Annotated in this window: 16 protein-coding genes and 1 pseudogene; 11 read left to right on the forward strand and 6 right to left on the reverse strand. The window is 70.9% G+C overall.

What is annotated here, in order from left to right; genetic code table 11:
- Nucleotides 1-278 precede the first annotated feature (278 nt).
- From ACNYS0_RS01635 to ACNYS0_RS01655, 5 genes are all read left to right on the forward strand, one after another.
- The gene (locus ACNYS0_RS01635; protein WP_422470799.1) at nt 279-1,082 is read left to right on the forward strand and encodes an IclR family transcriptional regulator; all 804 of its coding nucleotides are present in this window, start codon (nt 279-281) and stop codon (nt 1,080-1,082) included.
- 48 nt (nt 1,083-1,130) lie between these two features.
- Nucleotides 1,131-2,711 (forward strand): AMP-binding protein, encoded by a 1,581-nt coding sequence (locus ACNYS0_RS01640; RefSeq protein WP_422470800.1) that lies wholly within the window; start codon nt 1,131-1,133, stop codon nt 2,709-2,711.
- Between the two features lie 44 nt (nt 2,712-2,755).
- Nucleotides 2,756-3,292 (forward strand): helix-turn-helix domain-containing protein, encoded by a 537-nt coding sequence (locus tag ACNYS0_RS01645; protein WP_422470801.1) that lies wholly within the window; start codon nt 2,756-2,758, stop codon nt 3,290-3,292.
- Between the two features lie 117 nt (nt 3,293-3,409).
- Complete coding sequence (locus tag ACNYS0_RS01650; protein ID WP_422470802.1) at nt 3,410-4,555, forward strand: aminotransferase class V-fold PLP-dependent enzyme; 1,146 nt, start codon at nt 3,410-3,412, stop codon at nt 4,553-4,555.
- 58 nt (nt 4,556-4,613) lie between these two features.
- Complete coding sequence (locus ACNYS0_RS01655) at nt 4,614-6,104, forward strand: amino acid permease (RefSeq protein WP_422470803.1); 1,491 nt, start codon at nt 4,614-4,616, stop codon at nt 6,102-6,104.
- On the opposite strand, the gene ACNYS0_RS01660 is transcribed toward ACNYS0_RS01655, so the two are convergent.
- Together ACNYS0_RS01660 and ACNYS0_RS01665 are read right to left on the reverse strand one after the other, a co-directional pair.
- Entirely contained in the window at nt 6,092-6,481 is a 390-nt protein-coding gene (locus ACNYS0_RS01660; RefSeq protein WP_422470804.1) for a VOC family protein, read from the reverse strand. The two genes, ACNYS0_RS01655 and ACNYS0_RS01660, sit on opposite strands and share 13 nt — an antisense overlap.
- 164 nt (nt 6,482-6,645) lie before the next feature.
- The gene (locus ACNYS0_RS01665; protein ID WP_422470805.1) at nt 6,646-7,911 is read right to left on the reverse strand and encodes an NADH:flavin oxidoreductase/NADH oxidase family protein; all 1,266 of its coding nucleotides are present in this window, start codon (nt 7,909-7,911) and stop codon (nt 6,646-6,648) included.
- Between the two features lie 155 nt (nt 7,912-8,066).
- On the opposite strand from ACNYS0_RS01665, the gene ACNYS0_RS01670 reads away from it, so the two are divergent.
- Complete coding sequence (locus ACNYS0_RS01670; protein WP_422470806.1) at nt 8,067-8,672, forward strand: TetR/AcrR family transcriptional regulator; 606 nt, start codon at nt 8,067-8,069, stop codon at nt 8,670-8,672.
- Nucleotides 8,669-9,292 (forward strand): annotated as a pseudogene (locus ACNYS0_RS01675) (AAA family ATPase); the annotation flags it as partial. The gene ACNYS0_RS01670 and the pseudogene ACNYS0_RS01675, both read left to right, overlap by 4 nt.
- On the opposite strand, the gene ACNYS0_RS01680 reads toward ACNYS0_RS01675, so the two are convergent.
- Together ACNYS0_RS01680 and ACNYS0_RS01685 are read right to left on the reverse strand one after the other, a co-directional pair.
- Entirely contained in the window at nt 9,280-11,109 is a 1,830-nt protein-coding gene (locus tag ACNYS0_RS01680; protein WP_422470807.1) for a glycoside hydrolase family 2 protein, read from the reverse strand. The pseudogene ACNYS0_RS01675 and the gene ACNYS0_RS01680 overlap by 13 nt on opposite strands.
- A gap of 186 nt (nt 11,110-11,295) precedes the next feature.
- Nucleotides 11,296-12,312 (reverse strand): LacI family DNA-binding transcriptional regulator, encoded by a 1,017-nt coding sequence (locus ACNYS0_RS01685; protein ID WP_422470808.1) that lies wholly within the window; start codon nt 12,310-12,312, stop codon nt 11,296-11,298.
- A 214-nt stretch (nt 12,313-12,526) separates the two neighbouring features.
- On the opposite strand from ACNYS0_RS01685, the gene ACNYS0_RS01690 reads away from it, so the two are divergent.
- Genes ACNYS0_RS01690 through ACNYS0_RS01705 form a run of 4 tightly spaced genes read left to right on the forward strand, consistent with a single transcriptional unit; the run spans nt 12,527 to nt 18,040 of the window.
- Nucleotides 12,527-13,846: an ABC transporter substrate-binding protein gene (locus ACNYS0_RS01690; protein ID WP_422470809.1), complete on the forward strand. Its 1,320-nt coding sequence runs from the start codon at nt 12,527-12,529 to the stop codon at nt 13,844-13,846.
- An 8-nt stretch (nt 13,847-13,854) separates the two neighbouring features.
- The gene (locus tag ACNYS0_RS01695) at nt 13,855-14,775 is read left to right on the forward strand and encodes a carbohydrate ABC transporter permease (protein ID WP_422470810.1); all 921 of its coding nucleotides are present in this window, start codon (nt 13,855-13,857) and stop codon (nt 14,773-14,775) included.
- Entirely contained in the window at nt 14,772-15,680 is a 909-nt protein-coding gene (locus ACNYS0_RS01700) for a carbohydrate ABC transporter permease (RefSeq protein ID WP_422470811.1), read from the forward strand. Before ACNYS0_RS01695 ends, ACNYS0_RS01700 begins: the two co-directional genes overlap by 4 nt.
- Entirely contained in the window at nt 15,677-18,040 is a 2,364-nt protein-coding gene (locus tag ACNYS0_RS01705) for a glycoside hydrolase family 31 protein (RefSeq protein WP_422470812.1), read from the forward strand. The genes ACNYS0_RS01700 and ACNYS0_RS01705 overlap by 4 nt, the downstream gene beginning before the upstream one ends.
- 199 nt (nt 18,041-18,239) lie before the next feature.
- Here ACNYS0_RS01705 and ACNYS0_RS01710 read toward each other — a convergent pair whose 3' ends face one another.
- Together ACNYS0_RS01710 and ACNYS0_RS01715 are read right to left on the reverse strand one after the other, a co-directional pair.
- Complete coding sequence (locus ACNYS0_RS01710; protein WP_422470813.1) at nt 18,240-19,682, reverse strand: extracellular catalytic domain type 1 short-chain-length polyhydroxyalkanoate depolymerase; 1,443 nt, start codon at nt 19,680-19,682, stop codon at nt 18,240-18,242.
- Nucleotides 19,683-19,920: 238 nt separating this feature from the next.
- Nucleotides 19,921-21,279: an MFS transporter gene (locus ACNYS0_RS01715; RefSeq protein WP_422470814.1), complete on the reverse strand. Its 1,359-nt coding sequence runs from the start codon at nt 21,277-21,279 to the stop codon at nt 19,921-19,923.
- Between the last annotated feature and the right edge of the window lie 151 nt (nt 21,280-21,430).

A 21,430-nucleotide genomic window follows, 5' to 3' on the forward strand; every position in this document is an offset into this window, starting at 1 on the left:
GGCCGGATTTGACAGACCGTCAGATCCGGTTGACGTGCCGCACTCTGTGGGCGCGCGGCACCACCCGGAAGGGGCCCGGCGGCCGCATCCCGCTCACCGGACCCCGCACTCCCGCTCAGTGGGACTCACCGACGGACGGCCCGTGCCCGGTCCGGGCCCTGCGCAGAAGTGAGGATTCTGTATATGCGCGGCACGAGCCCCGCAAGGGACTCCCCCGCACGCCCTCGTTCGGTCGACACTTGGCGATCCCGGTCTCCACGCCCACCAGGGAGGCGACCATGACGACACCGGCGACGGCAGACACGAACACAGCGGAGCACCGCGGCCCGTCCTCCGCCCCGATCTCCATGATCGAACGCATGACGGTCATCCTCGACGCGTTCGACCCGCACACGCCGACCCTCTCCCTGCTCGACCTCATCGACCGCACGGGACTGCCACGTTCGACGCTGCACCGCATCCTCGACCAGATGATCCGGCTGCGCTGGCTCACCCACTCCACCGGCGGCTACCGCCTCGGCATGCGCCCGCTGGAACTCGGCGGGCGGGCCGCGGGACACAGCGAGGTCAGGGACGTCGTCACGCCGCTGCTGCACGAGATGTGCCGGCGCACCGGGCTCACCGGACACCTCGCCGTCCTCGACGGGCGCGAGGTGGTGTTCCTCGACAAGGCGGGCGGCCGGACGGCGGCCCGCCTCCCCACCCGGCTCGGCGCCCGGCTGCCCGCGCACACCACGGCCGTCGGCAAGGCGATCCTCGCGACGCTCGAACCCGGCCTGGTCGACTCGGCGTACCGCGGCCGGCTCCCCCAGAGCACCGCGCGCAGCCTGCGCACGGCCGCGGAGCTGCGCCATGAACTGGCCAGGATCCGGGGACGCGAGGGCCTGGCCGTCGACAACGAGGAGACGCTGTCCGGCATCCGCTGCATCGCCGCGCCCCTGCGCGGTTGCGGTCAGGCCGCGGCGGCGCTGTCCCTGTGCGGGGACCGGCAGGCGGTGGGCTTCAAGGAGCTGGCTCCGCTCGTGCACGACGTCGCGGGCGAGGCGCGGCGGGCGCTGTTCCCACGGCTTGGCCGGCACTGAACGGGGTAGGGCCGGTTTCGGGACCCCGCTCTCCCCCAGGAGGCCGCCATGCCGGACACCGTCACCGCCCTCGACGCCCTGTCGTACGAGCCGCTGACCCCCACCGCGTACCTGGACCGTGCCGCCTCGGCGCACGGAGACCGGATCGGCGTCGTCGACGGTGAACGGCGGTGGACCTACGCGGAGTTGCACGAGCGCTGCACCCGACTGGCGGGCGCTCTCGCACCACTGGCCGACGGACGCCCGGTGGCGGTACTGGCTCCGAACACGCACGTACTCCTGGAGGCGCACTACGGCGTGCCGTGGGCGGGCGTGCCGCTCGTGGCGGTGAACACGCGGCTGGCGGCGGCCGAAGTGGCGTACATCCTGAGCCATTCGAAGGCGGCCGTGCTGATCCACGACCCGTCCTTCGACGCCCTGGTGGACGACGCCCTGGCCCGCCTGGACACCCCGCCCCACCGCATCAGGTCGGGCGAGGAGTACGAGTCCCTGATCGCCGGGGCCGAGCCACTCCACGCAACCCCGGCCGACGAGCGCTCGCTGCTCGCCGTCAACTACACATCGGGCACGACGGGCCGCCCCAAGGGCGTGATGTACCACCACAGAGGCGCGTACCTGCAATCGGTGGCGATGGTCGGCCACACAGGACTCACCCCCTCATCGGTGCACCTGTGGACCCTTCCCATGTTCCACTGCAACGGCTGGTGTTTCCCGTGGGCGGTGACCGCTGCGGCGGCCACACACGTGTGCCTGCCGAAGCTCGACCCGGCCGAGGTGTGGCGGCTGATCCGCGAGGAGGGCGTGACACACCTCAACGGCGCGCCCACGGTCCTGTCGATGATCGCCTACGCCCCGGAGGCGGCCCCGCTGCCGCAGGGCCGCACGATCCGCATGGCGACGGGAGGAGCGCCGCCCTCCCCCGCGATCCTGCGCAGGATGGGCGAGTTGGGCTTCGACGTCACCCACCTCTACGGGCTGACCGAGACGTACGGCCCGGCGATGCTGTGCGACTGGCGCCCGGAGTGGGACTCCCTGGACGGCGCGGCGCAGGCCCGCCTCAAGGCACGCCAGGGGGTGGGCAACATGATCTCGTGCACGGCCCGCGTGATCGCCGACGACGGCACCGACGTCCCGGCGGACGGCACGACCACCGGTCAGATCGCGCTGCGCGGCAACAACGTCATGCTCGGCTACCTGGACGACCCTGAGGCGACGGCGGCCGCCGCGCCGGACGGCTGGTTCCGTACCGGTGACATCGGCGTCGTGCACGCCGACGGCTACGTCGAACTCCGCGACCGCTCCAAGGACGTCATCGTCTCGGGCGGCGAGAACATCGCGTCGGTCGAGGTCGAGCAGGCCATCATGGACCACCCGGCGGTCCTGGAGGCGGCGGTCGTCGCGGTCCCCGACGAACGCTGGGGCGAGGTCCCGGCCGCGTACATCACCCTCCGGGACGGCACCTCGGCGACCGCCGCGGAGATCATCGACCACGTCCGCACCCGTCTCGCCCGCTTCAAGGCCCCGAAGTCGGTGACCTTCGGCGAACTCCCGAAGACCTCGACCGGGAAGATCCAGAAGTATGTGCTGCGCGAGAGGGCGTGGGCGGGGGCGGAGCGGCGGATCAATTGACCGACCCGCCCGGAGGACGGGGGTCGGTGGTCTAACCTCGCCCCGTGATCGGCAATCGGATACGTGAGCTGCGCAAGGCCCACAAGATGACCGTGCGGGAGCTGGCCGAGCGGGCCGGGGTGTCGACCGGGCTCGTCAGTCAGGTCGAGCGCGGGCTCACCGACCCCAGTCTGGAGACGCTGCGGCGGCTCTCCACCGCGCTCGGGCTTCCGCTGTTCGACCTGTTCCGGCAGGACGAGGCCGAGGAGGTCGCGGTGGTGCGGCGCGAGCGGCGGATTCAGGTGCGCTCGCCGCAGGGCGGGATCGAGTACACGCGGGTGTCGGCCGGGTCGGCGCGTCTCGAGGTCCTGGAAGGGACGCTGGAGCCGGGCGGGGCCTCCTCAGGCGAGCGGTACAGCCATCCGTCCGAGGAGTGTGTGCTGCTGCTGAGCGGCAGCCTGGTCGTCGAAGCGGGCGACGGGCGCTACGAGTTGGGGCCGGGCGACAGCTGTACGTTCGACTCCCGCCTCCCGCATCGTTACGTCAACGAGGGCGAGGGGGCCGCGCGGTTCCTGGTGAGTGTCACGCCGCCGAGCCGGTGAGTCCGCGGGCCGGCGACCACAAGTCCCCGTACCCGCACACCCATTGACGTGGCGCACACCCGGCTGGTTCGATCACCCGCACTGAACACGTTCACCGGGATTGAATGCGAGTCGCCCGTGCCGATCGACACCCTGGACACACCCGAACGCTTCCGCGCCCGGTTCCCCTCCCTCAAGGACACGGTTCACCTGGCCAGTTGCAGCCAGGGGGCGGCGTCCGAGCACATGCTGACGGCGTTGCAGGAGTTCCAGTGGTCCATGCGCAGCCACGGCGCCCCGTGGGGCGAGTGGATGGTGCAGGTCGACGCCGCACGGTCCGCGTTCGCCGCGCACATCGGTGCCACCACGGACGAGATCGCGGTCGTGGGCTGCGCCTCCGACGGGGCGTACCAGGTGGCGTCCACGCTGGACTGGTCACGACGCCCCGGCCTGGTCACGACGGACATGGAGTTCCCGTCCATCGCGCATGTGTGGCTGGCGCAGGGCGGACGGGGCGCCCAGGTGCGGCACGTGCCGGACGAGGACGGGACCGTACCCGCCGCCGGGTACGCCGCCGCCGTCGACGAGTCCACCAACCTCGTCTCGATCCCGCTGGTGTCGTACCGCAACGGCGTCCGACTGCCGGTCACCGAGACCGTCGCGGCGGCTCGGGCAGCGGGCGCGCGGGTGTTCGTCGACGCGTATCAGGGCCTCGGCGTACTCCCCGTCGACGTACGGGAGTTGGACTGCGACTACCTGGTGTGCGGCGCGCTGAAGTATCTGCTGGGCGTTCCCGGCATCGCGTTCCTGTATGTGCGTGACGGTGTGCGGGACGAGGTGGCGCCGCAGCTCACCGGGTGGTTCGGGCGGGTCGACCCCTTCGGTTTCGATCCTCGGACGCTCGATTTTCCGGACACCGCGCGGCGCTTCGAGACCGGCACGCCGTCGATCCCTTCCGCGTACGCCGCCGCGGCCGGACTGCGCACGCTGGCGGAGGCCGACGCCAAGGACGTCGAGGCGCACATCCGTGAGCTCACGGCGTACGCACACCAGCGCCTCACCGAGACCGGCGAGACCCTGGCCTCACCGGCGGATCCGGAACTGCGCGGCCCGCAGGTGGCGATCGCCGACCCGGCCCCGGACGCGCTGGCCGCCGCGCTCGGCGAGCGCCGCATCGTCACCAGTCCGCGCGGCACCCTGCTCCGCGTCTCGTTCCACTACTACAACACCGTCTCCGACGTCGACGCGCTGATCTCCGCGCTCGGCGAGCTCCGCGCCACGTAGCCACGCAGGCAAGCACCAGCCCGTCCAGGAACACCGCACCCACCACGGAGCGAGTGATATGCCCGACGACCCGCGCATCGACTCGGCACCGCCTCAGGACCACGGGCTGAAACGGTCCTTGACCGGGCGTCAGCTCAGCATGATGGGTCTTGGCGGGGCCATCGGCACCGGCCTGTTCCTCGGGTCAAGTCTCGCCATCTCGGCCGCGGGCCCGGCCACGGTGATCGCCTATGTGGTGTGCGCGCTGATCGCCCTCGTGATCGGCTGGGCGCTCGCCGAGATGACGTCCGTGCATCCGGCGGCCGGGTCCTTCGGCAGCATCGCGCGGCACTATCTGGGCCCGCTGGCCGGGTTCGTGATCCGCTGGACGTACTGGACGATCCAGGTGATCGCGATCGGCGGCGAGGTCATCGCGGCCGGCATCTACGTGCGCTTCTGGTGGCCCGGGCTCCCGCTCTGGCTCCCGGTGGTGGCGTTCTCGCTGCTGCTGCTCGCGGCGAACGCGCTGAGCGTCGGGGTGTTCGGCCGCCTCGAGTACTGGTTCTCCACGATCAAGATCACGGCGATCGGGGTCTTCGTCCTGCTCGGCTGCGCGTACGTGTTCCTCGGTCTGCCAGGACACGCGGCGGTCGGCACCTCGAACCTGTCCGGCCACGGCGGACTGCTCCCGCACGGCATGAGCGGCCTCGCCACGGCCTTCGTGTTCGTCATCTTCAGCTACATCGGCACCGAGATCATCGCGGTGACCGCGGCCGAGTCCGAGAACCCGGTGCGGGACATCCCTCGCGCGGCCCGCCGGATGGTCGTCCGCCTCGCGCTCTTCTACGTCCTGGCGATGGCGGTCGTCGTCACCGTCGTGCCGTGGACGCGCACGGCGAAGGGCGGCGACGTCACGGCGAGCCCGTTCGTGCAGCTCTTCGATGTCGCGGGCATCCCGGCGGCGGCCGGCATCATGAACTTCGTCGTGCTCACCGCGGCCCTCTCCAGCGCCAACGCCAACACCTACCTGGCCACCCGCATGATCCACTCCCTGGCGGTGGACCGGCACGCGCCGCGCCTGTTCGCACGGGTCGGCACGCGCGGCGTCCCGCACCGGGCGCTCGCCGTCTCCGGCATCGGCCTGGGCGCGGCGGCGCTCCTGTCGGTGCACTCCGAGGACACGGCGTACATCCTGCTCTTCGGCATATCGGTGTTCGGCGCGCTGGTGGTGTGGATCCTCATCCTGGCCTCGCATCTGGCCTTCCGCCGCCACCGCACCCGGCACTGCCTGCCCGCCTCACCGGCGCGACTGCGGGGCGCGCCCTTCACCACCGTCGCGGCGGCACTCGCCCTCGCGGCGATCCTGGTCTCGACCGTGTTCATCGAGGGCCTGGAGGACTCCTGGAAGGCGGGCCTGCCGTTCTTCGCGGTGCTGGTGCTGGTGTACCGGTTCGGGGCGCGGCGGTACGAGACGGCGGCGGCGCTGCCGGACAGCACGGTGCCGGACGGTGCGGTCCCGGCAAGCCGCGAACCGCAGGACCTGTCCGGCGAGCCGGATCACTCCAGGTAGTGGGCGCGCCCGTCGTCGTCCATCTCCACGGATCCTTCGGGCAGGATGCAGAACTCGTTGCCCTCCGGGTCCGCCATCACCAGGAACCCGCCCTCGTCGTACTCCGTCAGCCGCCGCCCGCCGAGCGCCTCGATCCGCCGCTGTTCGGCGGGCAGGTCAGCTGATGTCAGGTCGACGTGCATGCGGTCCTTGCCGGGCGTGGGCCGCGGATTCCGCTGAACCCCGAACACCAGACCGCCCTCCCGACGCAGCCAGGTGTACGGGCCCGTACGGCTCTCGACGGGACGCCCGAGCACCTCGGACCAGAACGCGGCCAGCCGCTCCGGATCCTCGGCGTCGATGACGAGGGCCGCGATCCGCGGGGGGTTTGGTGTCATGCGGGGCCTCCAACCGGTTCGAGTCGCCCTTGCCGTACGGCCACCCAGATCACACGGATCATCCGGATCGACACTCACCGCGTCCGCGCAAGTGACGACATCGGTATCGCTTCCTTCCTCGTCCATCGTCGTGTCTCACGTGTGGCACGCAAGCCGTCTCGCGGTCACGCGGCTCGGTCGGCGGCAGTGGCCGTGGGGCGTGACGTGCTCAGCCAGGTGCGGTAGCGGCGCAGGGCGCGTCGCTGTCGGCCCTGTTCGCAGAGCAGGGCGCGTGCCGGGTGGGTGCCGGGCCTGGGGTCCCGGCCGTGGGCGATGCGGCGCATCTGGTGGCGGACCTGGGCCATGGCGGCGGCCGAGGCGAGGGACTTGTCCGACCAGGTCACCGGGCGCAGCCGGCGCTCGGCCTCGCGGTCGCCGCGCCAGCGTTCGGGCAGGTCGGGGGTGACGGAGAGGGCCGTGCCCATGCCGACGAGCGCCACTCCGCTGTCGAGGACCCGCTCCGCGGTCTCGCGGCGGGTGATGCCACCGGTGAGCATGAGGGGCAGCGGGCTCTCCTTGACGAGGTCCTTGGCCAGGTCGAGGAAGTAGGCCTCGCGGGCCTGGGTGCGCTCGTCGGCGGGGCGGCCGGTCATCGCCGGGCTCTCGTAGCTGCCGCCGGACAGTTCGACGAGGTCCACGCCGAGCGGTTCGAGCATCCCGATGACCTGGCGCGCGTCGTCGGCGTCGAACCCGCCGCGCTGGAAGTCGGCGGAGTTGAGCTTCACGCCGACCCCGAAGGAGGGCGAGACGTCGGCGCGCACCGCGCGGACGATGTCGAGGAGCAGCCGGGCCCGGTTCTCCAGCGAGCCGCCCCATTCGTCCGTCCGCTTGTTGACCAGCGGAGACAGGAATTGCGACAGCAGATAGCCGTGCGCGGCATGGATCTCCACGCCGTCGAAGCCGGCCTCCTCGGCACGCCGGGCCGTCACCGCGAAGCGGTTCACCGTGGCGTCGATCTGCTCGGCCGTCATGGCGGTGGGGCTGCCGAAGCGGCCACTGTGCCGCCCCAGGTCGACGCCCACGTCGGAGGGGCCCCACACCACGCCCGGCATGCCGGACTGCACCTGGCGGCCGGGGTGGTTGATCTGCATCCACAGCGCGCCGCCGCCCGACTTCCCGGCCTCGGCCCACGCGGTGAAAGGCTCCAGCGGCGCGGCCTCGTCGAGCACGACGCCCGCGGGGCCGGTCAGCGCCTCGGCGTGCACCATGACGTTGCCGGTGATCAGCAGCCCGGTGCCGCCCGCGGCCCAGCGCCGGTACAGCGCGAGGAGGTGCGGTCCCGGCAACTGCCCCTCGTCGGCCAGGTTCTCCTCCATGGCGGCCTTGGCGATCCGGTTGCCCAGGACCTGCCCGGATCGCAGGGACAACGGCGAGAACAGCCCGCTGGTCATCCGAATCCCTCTTCCCTCTGTGTCCGTCCGCGACGCGTTCGACATGGCGTGTCCGGCCACGGCGGCGCGACCGCGCAGGGCGATCGCCTAGAATGTGTACAGCGCTCACATTAACCAGAGAATGTAAGCGGTGCATACATGAGAGGGCGTGACCTGTGCCACAGGGGACGGCGTACCATCACGGCGACCTGCGCGCCGCCTGCCTGCGCGCCGCGCGCGAGCTGCTGGAGGAGGACGGCAGCGCCGCGCTGTCGATGCGGGCCGTCGCACGCCGCGCGGGCGTGTCGCCGACCGCGCCCTACCGGCACTTCGAGGACCGTGAAGCACTCGTCTCCGCCGTCGCCGCCGAGGGCTACCGCGAGCTGGCCGAGCAGCTGTTGGCCGCCCACCCCTCCCCCGTGACCCCGGACGAGCTCGCGGAGATCGCCGTCGCCTACGTCCGCTTCGCGCTCGACCACCCCGCGCTGTTCCGGGCCATGTTCGCCGAGCCCTGCGACCCCGCCAACGAGGAGCGGGTCGCCGCGACCGCCGCCATCGCCGACTACGTCCGCGACACCGTGCGCCGGGCCGTCCCCGGCGCCGATCCGGACACCCTGTGGACACCGGTGTGGGCCCTGGTCCACGGCCTGGCGTTCCTGCACCTCGACGGCAAGTTCGACGCCGCCGGCCCGGACGCGGTCGCCGAACAGGTCCGCGGCGCGTTCCTCGCCGTGTTCACGGCCGCGCCGGCGCTTGCGGAGGCGGCGGCCGGGCGGCGCTGACGGGCACAGCTCGGATGCGCGGGACGGCGACTGTCAGTGCTGCCTGTGCGAACGGCTCGGGGAAGTCGACGCTGGTCGAGGCCCTCGCGGAAGGCTTCGGCCTGGACTCCTGGGGCGGCTCGCACGACTGGCGCTACGCGTCGCACCGGCGGAAGTCGGTGCTCGGCGAGCACCTACGGTTCGACGCCGCGCCCCGCGGGCGGCGCATGCTGGGCAGCTGGTCGGCGCGCAAGGGTTTCTTCCTGCGTGCCGAGACGGCCATTGACGCGCTGGACCGGGAGGGGTTCGACCCGGACTCGGTCAGCCACGGCGAGGGCTTCCTGGCCGCCTTCCGCGGCAAGTTCCTACAGCCGGGCCTGTAAGTGCTCGACGAGCCGGAGGCGGCGCTCTCCTTCACGTCCTGCCTGGAATTGCTGGGCCACCTCTCCGAGCTGACGAAGGCGGGTGGCCAGGTCGTCTGCGCCACCCACTCCCCACTCCTGACGGCGCTGCCCGGCGCCGACATCCTCGAGCTCGACGAGCACGGGATGCGGCGCACCACCTGGCAGGACCTGGCGCTGGTCGACCACTGGCGCCGCTATCTGGCCGACCCGCACAGCTATCTACGTCATGTCCTCGACCGACCGTCTCCCTCGATGGCTGCGGGCCGCACCTGCGCCGCGCGCACCCGTGCCACGTCCAGCTTCTCGGAGCGGTCGAAGCGGTAGACGCCGTTCTGCTCCTGGAAGACGTCGGTGAGCTGCGTGTAGCAGTAGCCGAACATGTCCGGGTCGTCCAGGAGGACGCCGGTGAGGCCCGTGAAGCGGTGGTGGAACTCCTCCTCGTCGCGCGGCCGTTGGCCGTAGCCCCACGAGACGTCGCGGTCCTCGCCCGCGGCCTCCGCCTCGTCGGGGTTCCACCAGATCCCGCCGAACTCGCTGCAGAAGTACGGCTGTCCGCGGTACGGGACGGACCAGGTGGCGTCCGGCGCCTCGTCCTGCGGGTTGACGAACGGCTCGTCCTTGGCGAGGCCGCTCATCAGCCTGCCGAAGATCTCCGGGTTCTGCTCGTAGCAGTGGGAGTCGTAGATGTCCGTCTCCGGTACGCGGTGTGCGTAGCCGGATGCGTCGAGGACCGGCCGTGTGGTGTCCGCGGCCTTGGTCGCGAGGAACATGGCGCGGGTGACCTCGTCGAGCACGGACCGGCGGTCCGAGAGCCGCTGACGTGTCTCGTTCAGCGGACACCAGCCGATGATCGACGGGTGGTTGTAGTCGCGCTCGACGGCCTCCAGCCACTGCGCCACGAACCCGCTGGTGGGCTGCTGATTGTCGGTGCTCACGGGCCCCGTGCTCGCACCCCAGTCACCGAACTCGCCCCACACCAGGTAACCGAGCCGGTCGGCGTGGTGCAGGAAGCGCTCCTCGAACACCTTCTGGTGCAGGCGCGCCCCGTTGAAGCCGGCGGCGAGGGAGAGCTCGATGTCGCGGACGAGCGCCGCGTCGTCGGGGGCCGTCATCAGGCCGTCCGGGTAGTAGCCCTGGTCCAGGACGAGCCGCTGGAAGACCGGCTCCCCATTGAGCAGCACCCGCTTGCCGTCGACGGTGACCGAGCGCAGGCCCGCCGTGCACACCGCCGAGTCGACGACCGCGCCGGACGCGTCGACGACGTCGAGGTGGATCTCGTACAGGTGCGGGTCCTGGGGCGACCAACTCCTGCGCCGCTCCTCGGGGATGGGCAGGACGAGGCGCGGTGCGAGGTCGAGGTGGGCGGCGACCGAGGCCTCGGCGACCGTTCCCCGCGCGTCGGTCAGGCGGGCGCGGACACGGTGGCCCGTCCGCCTCCCGGACAGCGGCAGTTCGAGGTGGAAGCAGCCCGCGGCCAGGTCGGGGGTGATGCGCGGGCGGCCGAGGTGGGTGTCGGCGACCGGTTCCATCCACACCGTCTGCCAGATCCCGGTCGTCCGGGTGTACAGGCAGCTGTAGTTGGCGTACCGGTCGGACTGCTTGCCGCGTGCCTGCGGGCCCTTGGAGTCGTCCCTTGCCCGCACGACGATCGTGGCGTCCTCGCCGGGCCGCACCGCATCGCCCAGGTCGGCGCCGAACGAGGTGAACCCGCCGCTGTGCCGGGCGACTTCCCGCCCGTTCACCCAGACCGTCGCGTCGTGGTCGACGGCTCCGAAGTGCAGCACGGCCCTGCGCCCGGCCCACTCGGCGGGCACCCGCACGGTGCGCCGGTACCAGACGGCGGCGTGGAAGTCCGTGTCTCCGATGCCGGACAGCTCCGACTCCGGGCAGAACGGGACGGTGATCAGCTCGGGCAACTCGGCGTCGACCAGGCCTCGTTCGAGCCCGCTGTCGCCGGGATCCCGGGCGAACTGCCACGGGCCGTTGAGATTGAGCCACTCCGTCCGGACGAAGCCGGGGCGCGGGTACTCCGGGCGGGGCAGGTCCTGGGCCATGCACTCTCCTGGGGCGTCGTGACGGGTGCGTTCGAGGAGCAGCGTTCGGCGCGGTCCACGCACCACCGAATCGGAAGCCCTCGACGCTCATCACAGCATCGTTTTACATCGCTGTAAATGAGAAAGGGCGAACTGCACGGGACAGCCGCACTGGACAACTGCCGGGCCGCCGACCCCACCCGCCGCTCAGTCGGTCGGCTGCGGCGCGCTCTCCCTGACCACCAGCGAGTACGGGACGACCTCGTGCCGACCGAGCCCTTCGAAACCCTCGATGCGCTCGATCAGCAAGTCGAGCGCGCGCCGCGCCAGTTCGGCCTCGTCGGCCCGTACGCAGGTCAGGCTCGGCCGCACCGCCGACGCGAGCCTGCTGTCGTCCCAGCCCGTGACCGCGACGTCCTCCGGCACCCGAAGCCCCCGCTCGCCCAGCGCCCGCAGGGCACCCAGCGCGACCAGGTCGTCACGGCAGAACACGGCGTCCGGTGCCATGCCACCGTCGAGCGCGGCCCCCAGAACCTGCGCGCCGGAGTGTGCGTCGGCCACACGGCCGGTGACGATCAGGCCGGGATCGACCGGAAGCCCGCAGGTCTCCAGCCCCTGTTGGTAGCCGATGAGGCGCTGTCTGGACGTCTCGCTGGGCGCCGACTCCTCGGCGCACAGGAAGGCGATGCGGCGCCGCCCCAGGGCGGCGAGGTGCTCCACGACCTGCGCGGCGGCCGCGATGTTGTCGATCCGCACATGGTCGACGGTGAGCGGCGCGGCGCTCTCCCCCAGGAGCACGACCGGGACCCCCCGGCGGTGCTGGGCGATCTCCGTGGAGTTCAGCCACGAGGGCTGAAGGAGCACACCGTCGACGACGCCCGCCTCCCGCGCGGACAGGATGGCGCGCTCGATCTCCGGATCGTCGCCGGACTCCTCGAGCAGCAGCCGGTAGCCGCGCTCGCCGGCCGCCCGCGACAGGACGTGCGCGAGCTCGGCGAAGTACGGGATGCGCAGGTCGGGGAAGGCGAGCGCGATCATTCCGGTGCGGCCGGTGGCCAGGTTGCGGCCACGCAGGTTGGGCCGGTAGCCCAGCTCGTCGATGGCGCGCTGGACCTTGGCTCGTGTGCTCTCGCGCACGTGCACATAGCCGTGGACGACGTTCGAGACCGTCTTCGTCGAGACGCCTGCGTGCTGGGCGACATCGCTCAGGCGGACGTTGGGCACTTCGCCTCCTGGTGGGCCTACGCGCGAGCCGCCGTGGACCGGCGCGGGGACCGCGCCTGGTCGGACGCCCCGCCGACTGCGCGCCGAACCCTACCTGTTGACACCCAAATTTACAGCGCTGTAAGTTCGCCGCGCTCTGCTCGTAACTGAACTCACACACCCCCGGGCCCGCATGCCCCGCGGTGGCGTGACCCCGACCTCAGGAGGCGACGAGGTGTCGATCGGACCAGAGCGAGCCACGATCCGGGGTGCCCGCGGCCCGAGCCGTCGCGGCCTCGTCGCGGCGGCGGGTGCCGGGGCCGCGCTCGGCGCCATCGGACTCACCGGCTGCGGCGGCGACGCGTCCGGGCAGTCGCGGACCACGATGCGCTTCTATCTGCAAAAGCGTGAGGTCATCGCCTACTTCGACAAGGTGCTGGGGAAGTTCGAGCGCAGCCGGCCCGGGGTGCGTGTCGTGCACGACACGACGGATGCCATCGCGCCGCAGTTCGTCCGCGCCCAGCCCGCCGACGTGGGTTGCTTCAACAACAACCTGGAGCTGGCCCGGTACATCGAGCGCGGCGTGCTCTCCGACGTGTCGGACCGGCCCGCGGCCCGGCGCATCACCGGCAGCGTCGCCCGGCTCGCCGAGCAGTACGCGACGTATCCGGGACGGACCAGCGTCCTGCCGTACTCGCTGGCCGCCGCAGGAGTCATCTACAACAAGAAGATCTTCGCGAAGTACCGCCTCCCGGTGCCGACGACGTGGACCGAATTCGTCGATGTGTGCAAGGAGTTGCAGGCCGCGAAGGTCACCCCGATCTACGCGACCAGCAAGGAGGTGTGGACGGTCTGGCAGGGCCTCTTCGACTACTGCGCCGGCGGACTGGTCGACAGCGCCTCGTTCTTCCGCAAGCTTCAGGAGCAGGGCACGGACGTCGGCCCGTCCTCGCCCGTCTCGTTCCAGAAGGACTTCGCGGAGGCCATGGACCGGGCCCGTACGCTCACGAAGTTCTACAACCGGGACGCCGCCACCCGCTCGTACCCGGACGGGAATCTCGCCTTCGGCAAGGGCCGCGCGGCCATGTATCTGCAAGGCCCCTGGGCACTGACGCAGATCGCCGCGGTCGATCCGCACCTGGACATCGGCACCTTCGCGCTGCCGGTCACGGAGCGCGCCGCCGACCGCAAGGCCCGCGTGAACATCGACCTCGCGCTGTGGATCCCGACCGGGGCGGACCACCCCGACGAGGCCAAGGAGCTGGTCGACTTCCTGATGCGGCCGGAGATCATCGACGCGTACAACCGGGACAATCTCGCGTACGGAGTCACCAAGGACGCGCCGGCGGCGAAGGACCCGCGACTGTCCGGGTTGCAGCCCTACGTCGACTCGGCGGCCTTCTATCTCGGTGCGGGCACCTTCATCCCGCCGTCCATCCCCGTGGGCAACTACCTCCAGACGGCGATCGCCACCGGGAACTTCGACGCGATGCTCCAGCAACTGGACGCCGACTGGCGGCGATTCGCGATCCGCTCCTCGACGAAGACGAAGTAGGAGACCTCATGGCAGTCCCTCCCCCCGTCCCACGAGGCGTGACCACCGCTCCGCCCGGCCGCGGGCGGCGACGGGTCGAACCCGTCTACTACTGGTTCCTGCTGCCGACGCTTCTGCTCTTCACCGGGCTCGTCCTGGGCCCGGCACTGGTCGGCATCTTCTACAGCTTCACCGACTACGTGGGGTTCGGTGAGTGGCGGTTCACCGGCTTCACGAACTACGTGGCACTCTTCTCCGACCCTGCGATCCGGGACTCGTACACGTTCACCCTCGGCCTGGCCCTGGTGACCGTGGTGCTCGCGCAGAGTGTCGCGCTGGCGCTCGCTCTCGGCCTGACGAGCCGCGTGCGGTTCCTGACGGCCCTGCGGAGCGTCTTCGTCATCCCCATGGTGATATCCGGGATCGTCGCCGCCTACGTCTTCAGCTATCTCTTCTCCAACACGCTGCCCTCCCTTGCCACTTGGGCCGGATTCGGTCCGCTGGAGGAGAGCATCCTCGGCAATCCCGATCTGGCCTGGATCTCCATCATGCTCGTCTCCGCGTGGCAGACGATCCCGGGCGCACTGCTCATCTACATCGCCGGCCTGCTGTCGATCCCGGGCGAGCTGTACGAGGCGGCCTCCATCGACGGGGCATCGGCCTGGCGCAGGTTCCGGTCCATCACCCTGCCCCTGGTCTCCGGGTATCTCGTCATCAACACCATCCTCGGCGTCAAGGGCTATCTGAACGCCTACGACATCATCAAGGGCCTCACCGACGGCGGGCCCGGCACCGCCACCAACAGCGTCGCCATGACGATCTTCAGTGGCTACTCGGGCGGCGACTACGCGTACCAGATGTCCAACGCCACCATCTTCTTCGTGCTGACGGTAGTGGTGTCCCTGCTGCAACTCCTGGCCACCCGCGGAAGGGGGCTTCGGCTGTCATGACCACCACTCTCCCGCCGTCCGAGCGCACCACACGGAACACGCCTCCCCTGCGGCAGGCCGTCACGCGCGCCCGCCGCCGCGGCAAGGACGCCACCAACCGGCCGGTCACCCTGCTGCTCGTGGTGGCCTCGCTGACGGTCCTGGTGCCGCTGTACGTCACCGTGGCCATGGCCCTGAAGTCCTCGGCGCAGGCAGCCGACGGCGACGCCTTCGCGCTGCCGTGGCCGATCGACCTGAGCAGCTTCGCCGACGCCTGGCGCATCACGGACTTCCCCGTCTCGTTCTCCATCTCCGTTGCGGTGGCCGCGGCCTCGGTCCTCGGCACGCTGGCGCTCAGTTCGCTCGCCGCGTACGCCATCGCCCGCAACTGGGACCGGCGGATCTTCCGCTGGTCGTTCTTCTATCTGCTGGGCGCGATGTTCCTGCCGTTCCCGGTGGTGGCGCTGCCGCAGATCAAGCTGACCGCGCTGCTGAGCATCGACAGCCCGGTGGGTGTCGCCCTGCTGCACATCGTCTTCCAGCTGTCGTTCAGCGTGCTGCTTTACACCGCGTATCTGCGCTCGGTCCCGATGGAACTGGAGGAGAGCGCGCGGATGGACGGCGCCACGACCGGGCAGATCTTCCGGCGGATCATCCTGCCGCTGCTCGGGCCGATGAACGCGACCGTCGGGATCTTCGCCTTCCTCGCCTCCTGGAACGACTTCATGCTGCCCTCGCTGATCACATCCGATCCGGGGCTGCAGACGCTGCCGGTCCTGCAGACCATCTTCCAGAGCAAGTTCGACACCAACTACAACGTCGCCTTCGCCTCCTACCTCATGGCGATGGCACCGACCGTACTCGTCTACCTGTTCTCCCAGCGCTGGGTGATCAGCGGAGTGACCCAAGGGGCAGTCAAGGCATGACAACGACAGCACTCAGCCGGATCCCGGCACACCCCCGCGCCCGCGACGCGTCGGTCCTGCGCGGCGACCACTGGCGCATCACCGTGCTCACCGACGGTCTGCTGCGCCTGGAGTGGTCCGAGGACGGCGGGTTCGAGGACCGCGCGTCGAGCTTCGCGCTCCACCGCGACCGGACCACACCCGAGTTCACGGTCCGCGAGAGCGACGACGCGCTGGAGGTGTCCACGGGTCGCCTCCATCTCCTGTACGACCGGCGGGAGTTCAGCGCGACCGGGCTTGTGGTCACGTCCCCGGCCGGTGGTCGCTGGCGGTTCGGCGAGCGGCGCCCGGACAACTTGGGTGGCACGGCACGCACCCTCGACGACGCAGACGGGCGCATCCCACTGGAGGACGGTGTCGCCGCCCGGGACGGTATCGCCGTCATCGACGACTCGGCGTCGTTCCTCTTCGACGACGAGGGGTGGGTGGCATCGCGCCGGCCCGGCCGGCGCGACCTGTACGTCTTCGCGTACGGCCACGACTACGGCGAGGCGGTCGAGGCCCTGTACGCGCTGTCGGGGCGCCCGCCCGTGCTGCCGCGCTGGGCGCTGGGCAACTGGTGGAGCCGCTACCACGCGTACACCGCCGACGCGTACCTCGAGTTGTTCGACCGCTTCGACGCCGAGAAGCTGCCGTTCTCCGTGGCCGTGATCGACATGGACTGGCACCGCGTCGGCTCGGTGCCACCGCGGTACGGGACCGGCTGGACCGGCTATTCGTGGGAGCGGGACCTCATCCCGGACCCGGAGGCCTTCCTCGGCGAGCTGCGCCGCCGGGGCCTGCGCACGACCCTGAACCTGCACCCCGCCGACGGGGTCCGCCCGTTCGAGGACGCGTACCCGCAGATGGCTCGGGCGGTCGGCATCGATCCCGCCTCCGACGCGACGATCCCGTTCGACCTCACCGACCGGGCTTTCCTCGACGCCTACTTCCGGCTCCTGCACCACCCGCTGGAGGACCAAGGCGTCGACTTCTGGTGGGTCGACTGGCAGCAGGGCAGCACGTCCCGGATCCCGGACGTGGACCCGCTCTGGCTGCTGAACCACTTCCACTTCCTCGACTCGGGGCGTGAGGGCCGCCGTCCGATGGCGTTCTCCCGCTACGCCGGTCCCGGCAGCCAGCGCTACGGTGTCGGGTTCTCCGGTGACACAGTGGTGTCGTGGGAGTCCCTCGCCTTCCAGCCCGAGTTCACCGCGTCGTCGGCCAATATCGGCTACGGCTGGTGGAGCCACGACATCGGCGGCCACACACGTGGCGTTCGCGACGACGAACTGGCCACGCGCTGGGTGCAGTTGGGGGTCTTCTCCCCCATCCTGCGACTGCACTCGGCGAACAACCCGTTCATCCGCAAGGAGCCGTGGCAGTTCCCGTCCGAACCCCGGCAGGCGATGGGCGAGGCACTGCGGTTCCGGCACCGGCTCGTGCCGTACCTGCACACCATGAACCACCTCGCGGCGACGGGCACCCCTTTGGTCCGCCCGATGTACCACATCGAGCCCGAGCGCCACGAGGCGTACGACGTGCCCAACCAGTTCGCCTTCGGCAGCGAGCTGATCGTGGCCCCCCTCACCACCCGCCGCGACGAGGTGACACTGCTCTCCGCCACACCGGCCTGGCTGCCGCCCGGCGCCTGGACCGACATCTTCACCGGCACGGTGTACGACGGCGACCGCCACATCGAGCTGCACCGAGGCCTCGACGGGGTGCCGGCCCTGCTGCGCGGCGGCGGCATCCTCCCGCTCGCCGGGCCCGACGACCTGGACGCCACCCGCAATCCCGGTCACCTGGAACTGCTCGTCGCGCCCTCGGACAGCGGCACGTTCACCCTGATCGAGGACGACGGCCAGGGCGACGGCACGAACCTGCGCACGGCGACCACACGTCTGGAGTGGGACGCCGAGTCCGGCATCCTGCGCATCGGTCCGGCGGACGGCCCCGACGGCATCGTCCCGGCCGCCCGCACCTGGACGGTCACCTTCCTGGCGGACCTGCCCACGGGCCCGGCCCTCGTCGACGGAGAACCGGCCGAGGTCACCGGCGGACCGGGCCGCTTCAGCGTCACGGCCGAGGCCGCAGCCACCTCCTGCGCCACGACGGTCGAGGTCAAGCTGGGCTCGCCGCTCCACCAGGACCGCACGACCGACACCGTCCAGGGCATCCTCGCCGCGGCCCAGTTCGACAACCCCACGAAGCTGGAGATGTGGCGCATCGTGACCTCCCGCGCCCCGCTGACGTCAAAGATCTCGGCACTGCACGCACTGCGGGTTCCGGCGGGGCTGCTGGGGGCGGTGCTGGAGCAGCTCACCGCCCGGGAGACCTGACGACGGCGCCCGCCCCGTCACGGCACGCCCCGGCAACGCGGCCGTGCGCCGCCTAGCCGGGCGGCGCGGCCGTCCTGGTGGCGTCGGCTCCTCCTCCCGGCGGATCCGCGGTTCGATCTCGAACGGGATGCGCTGCTGGAGAAGTTGGCGGCCGTGGAGGAGGGGCGCCCGTGAGCCCGAGTGCGGGCGCCCCGGGGGGTCAGGCCGAGCAGCCGGAGTCGGCGAGGACGTAGTAGCCGGCGGAGGTCTGTTTGAGCGTGTGCGTGGTGAGGGTGTTCCACAGGCCCATGGCCTGGTTGGAGCCGTTGGCGTAGGTGTAGCCGCCGCTCTGGTGGGCGCGTCCGTCCACGGTGTGCTGGTAGTTGCTCGCCGTGTGGCATGTGGGCGTGAAACCGCTGGTCGTCGCGGTCACCGACGCGGACTTCGCCCCGGCGGCTCCCTCGGCGTCGACGGCCGCCACCGTGTAGCCGTACGACGTGCCGGTCGCGAGTCCGGTGTCGGTGTACGAGGCCGACGTGGCGGTGCCCACCTTCGATCCGCCGCGGTAGACGTCGTACGCGGCCGCTCCGTCGACCGTGTTCCACGTCAGGGAGGCGGTGGTGTCGGTGGTGCCGGACACCTTCAGTCCGGTGGGCGCGGGCAGGCTGCCCGGGGTGTCGCCGCCACCGTCCGCGCCCTTGTCGAGGCCCCAGAAGCGGGCCGTGTGATAGCTGGAGCAGATGGTGTCGAGGTAGTACGTGCCGGTCGTGCCGCACTGTTCCGCGCCGCTGCCCGGGTCGACGGCGAGGCCGTGGTTCATGCCGGAGATGGAGTACACCTCGACGGCCGCCTTGCCCGCGGTGTCGTCGTAGACGCTCAACGTGGTGCCCCCGCTGAGGCTTTCGGTGCGGGACGGTGTCTGGCCGATGCCCCACACGTTCGTCCACTGGTCGCGCAGCTCGTCGGCGTTGGCCGGTACGACGGTGGTGTCCGCGGTGCCCTGCCAGATGGCCACCCGGGGCCAGGACGTGGTGCCGGCGGGCGCGGCCGAGCGCACGAGGTCGCCCCACTGGGCGGGGGTCCTGTCCGGCGGGCTGTACATGCACGTGTAGGCGGCGGACACACTCGTCGCGCAGGAGGCGGGCAGGCCCGAGTCGATGGAGCCGCCCGCGAAGACATCGGGGTAGGCGGCGAGCAGGTTCGCGGTCATGCCGGCCCCGGCGGACAGCCCGGTGACGTACACGCGCCCGGTGTCACTGCCGTACTGCTCGACGGCCTTGTCGACCATCTGCTTGATGGACAGTGCCTCGCCCTGGCCGCGCGAACTGTCGCCCGACTGGAACCAGTTGAAGCAGGAGTTGGCGTTGTTCGCGCTGCTGGTCTGCGGGAAGACCACCGCGAAGCCGTAGCTGTCGGCGAACTTCGGCCAGCCCGAGTGGCCGTAGTAGTCGCTCGCGCTCTGCGTACAGCCGTGCAGGGCGACCACGAGAGGCGCACCGGCGGGCAGGGTGTCGGGCTTGTACGCGTACATGGACAGGTTCCCGGGATTGGAACCGAACCCGGTGAGCTGGGTCAGGCCCGCGGCGGATGCCTGGGGCGCGGCGGCCAGGAGCCCGGCCAGGAGGGCGAGGGCTGCCGCGGCGGCGCCGATCCAGCGGCGCACGCCTGTGCGGGTGTCGCGGTGGTCTCTTGCGGAGCGACGTGGGGGGTGTGGCTGTGTCATGGCGACTGACTCCAGATGAGACGGACACGTCCGAGCGCGCCGAGAGGCGACCCGGACGTCGGTGTGCCGTGCATCATCGAGGAGCCTGTGCCGCCTCCGACATGTATCGGTCCGCCAGGTGTTCCGGGCGACTCGTGTGACGGCAGCCCATGGCGGATCCCAGGTGTGCGGGCGCGGTTCAGCCCGGCATCGACGCCGGCGCCTCGGCCCGCGCCTCGGCGTCCGCCACCGGTCGCGTCTCCCTGGCCAGGAGGACCGTCCCCGCCGTGAGTCCGCTCATCAGGGCGATGAAGACGACGACACCGGTCACGCTGTGGTCGAACCAGAGCAGCAGCGCGGTGGCCAGCATCGGGGCGAGCCCGCCGGTCAGGACCGTACCGATGTTGTTGGCGACGCCGACGGCGCTGAACCGGACCTTCGTGTCGAAGAGTTCGGCGAAGAAGGCGGGCTGCGATCCGAGGATCGCCGACTGGCCGATGCCGAGCGTGACGATCAGCGCGACCCAGATGAGCGCCGTACTGCCGCCCTCCACGACCCAGAAGAACGGCCACGCCGCGAACAGCAGTACCAGCGCCCCGCCGATCGACACGGCTCGCCGTCCAACGCGGTCGGAGAGCGCACCGAACGCGGGCACCGTCACCAGCTTCACCGCCGCCGCGACCGAGATCCCGCTGAGCAGCGCGGCGGTCGACAGGCCGCGGTCCTCGGCGTACGCGACGGAGAAGGTGCCGAAGATGTAGTAGCCGGCGTTCTCGGCGGCGCCCGCGCCGATAACGATCATCATCTCCTTGGGGTAGCGCCGCCAGGCCTCCACGAACCGGGTGCGGGCGAGGCGCCTGCGCCAGGTGCCGGTCCGTTCGCGGGGAGCGGGCGCGCCGCTCTCCTTGAACTCGGCGGTCTCGTCGAGCGACCTGCGCACCCACAGGCCGAACAGGGTGAGCGCGGCGCTGAACAGGAACGGCACACGCCAGCCCCAGGCCAGGAAGGCCTCGTCGCTCAGCAGCCCGGTGCACAGCGCGAAGACGCCGGTGGACAGCAGGGTGCCGGTGCCCGTGCCGATGGCGGGCAGTGAGGTGAGCAGCCCACGCCATTTCGGCGGGGCGTTCTCGAAGAGGATGATCAGCGCGCCGGTCTTCTCGCCGCCCGCGGCGAAGCCCTGGACGAAGCGCAGCAGTGTGAGCAGCACCGGTGCGGCCAGGCCGATCTGCGCGTACGTCGGCAGCAGTCCGATGGCGGTGGTGGCAAGACCCATCAGGAGCAGGGTGGCCACGAGGACCTTCTTGCGGCCCTGGGTGTCGCCCTTCTCGCCGAAGTAGGCGCCGCCGAGCGGGCGGGCGAGGAAGCCGATGGCGAAGGTGCCGTAGGCGAGGATCGTGCCGACGAGCGGGTCGCTGTCGGGGAAGTACACCTTGTTGAAGACCAGTGACGCCGCGGTGCCGTAGAGCGCGAAGTCGTACCACTCGACGGTCGTCCCGAAGACGGCCGCGACCGCCACCCTTGGCTGCACCAGCCGCCGTCTGCTTGCCACTTCACTCATGGGACTCCCTCGTCGCCGCTTGGCCGGCACGGACCAGAATCACTCTCGTACCATCTGGTGGTTCTCTTGTGCCGCTGAATGGTTCGGTGATGTTATGGAGGGGCCCACCCCGTGACAAGGGGTCGGCGCCGACATGTTCTGTTTCCGGGAG

It is taken from the genome of Streptomyces anthophorae, from assembly GCF_049310305.1.
GTDB lineage: Bacteria > Actinomycetota > Actinomycetes > Streptomycetales > Streptomycetaceae > Streptomyces.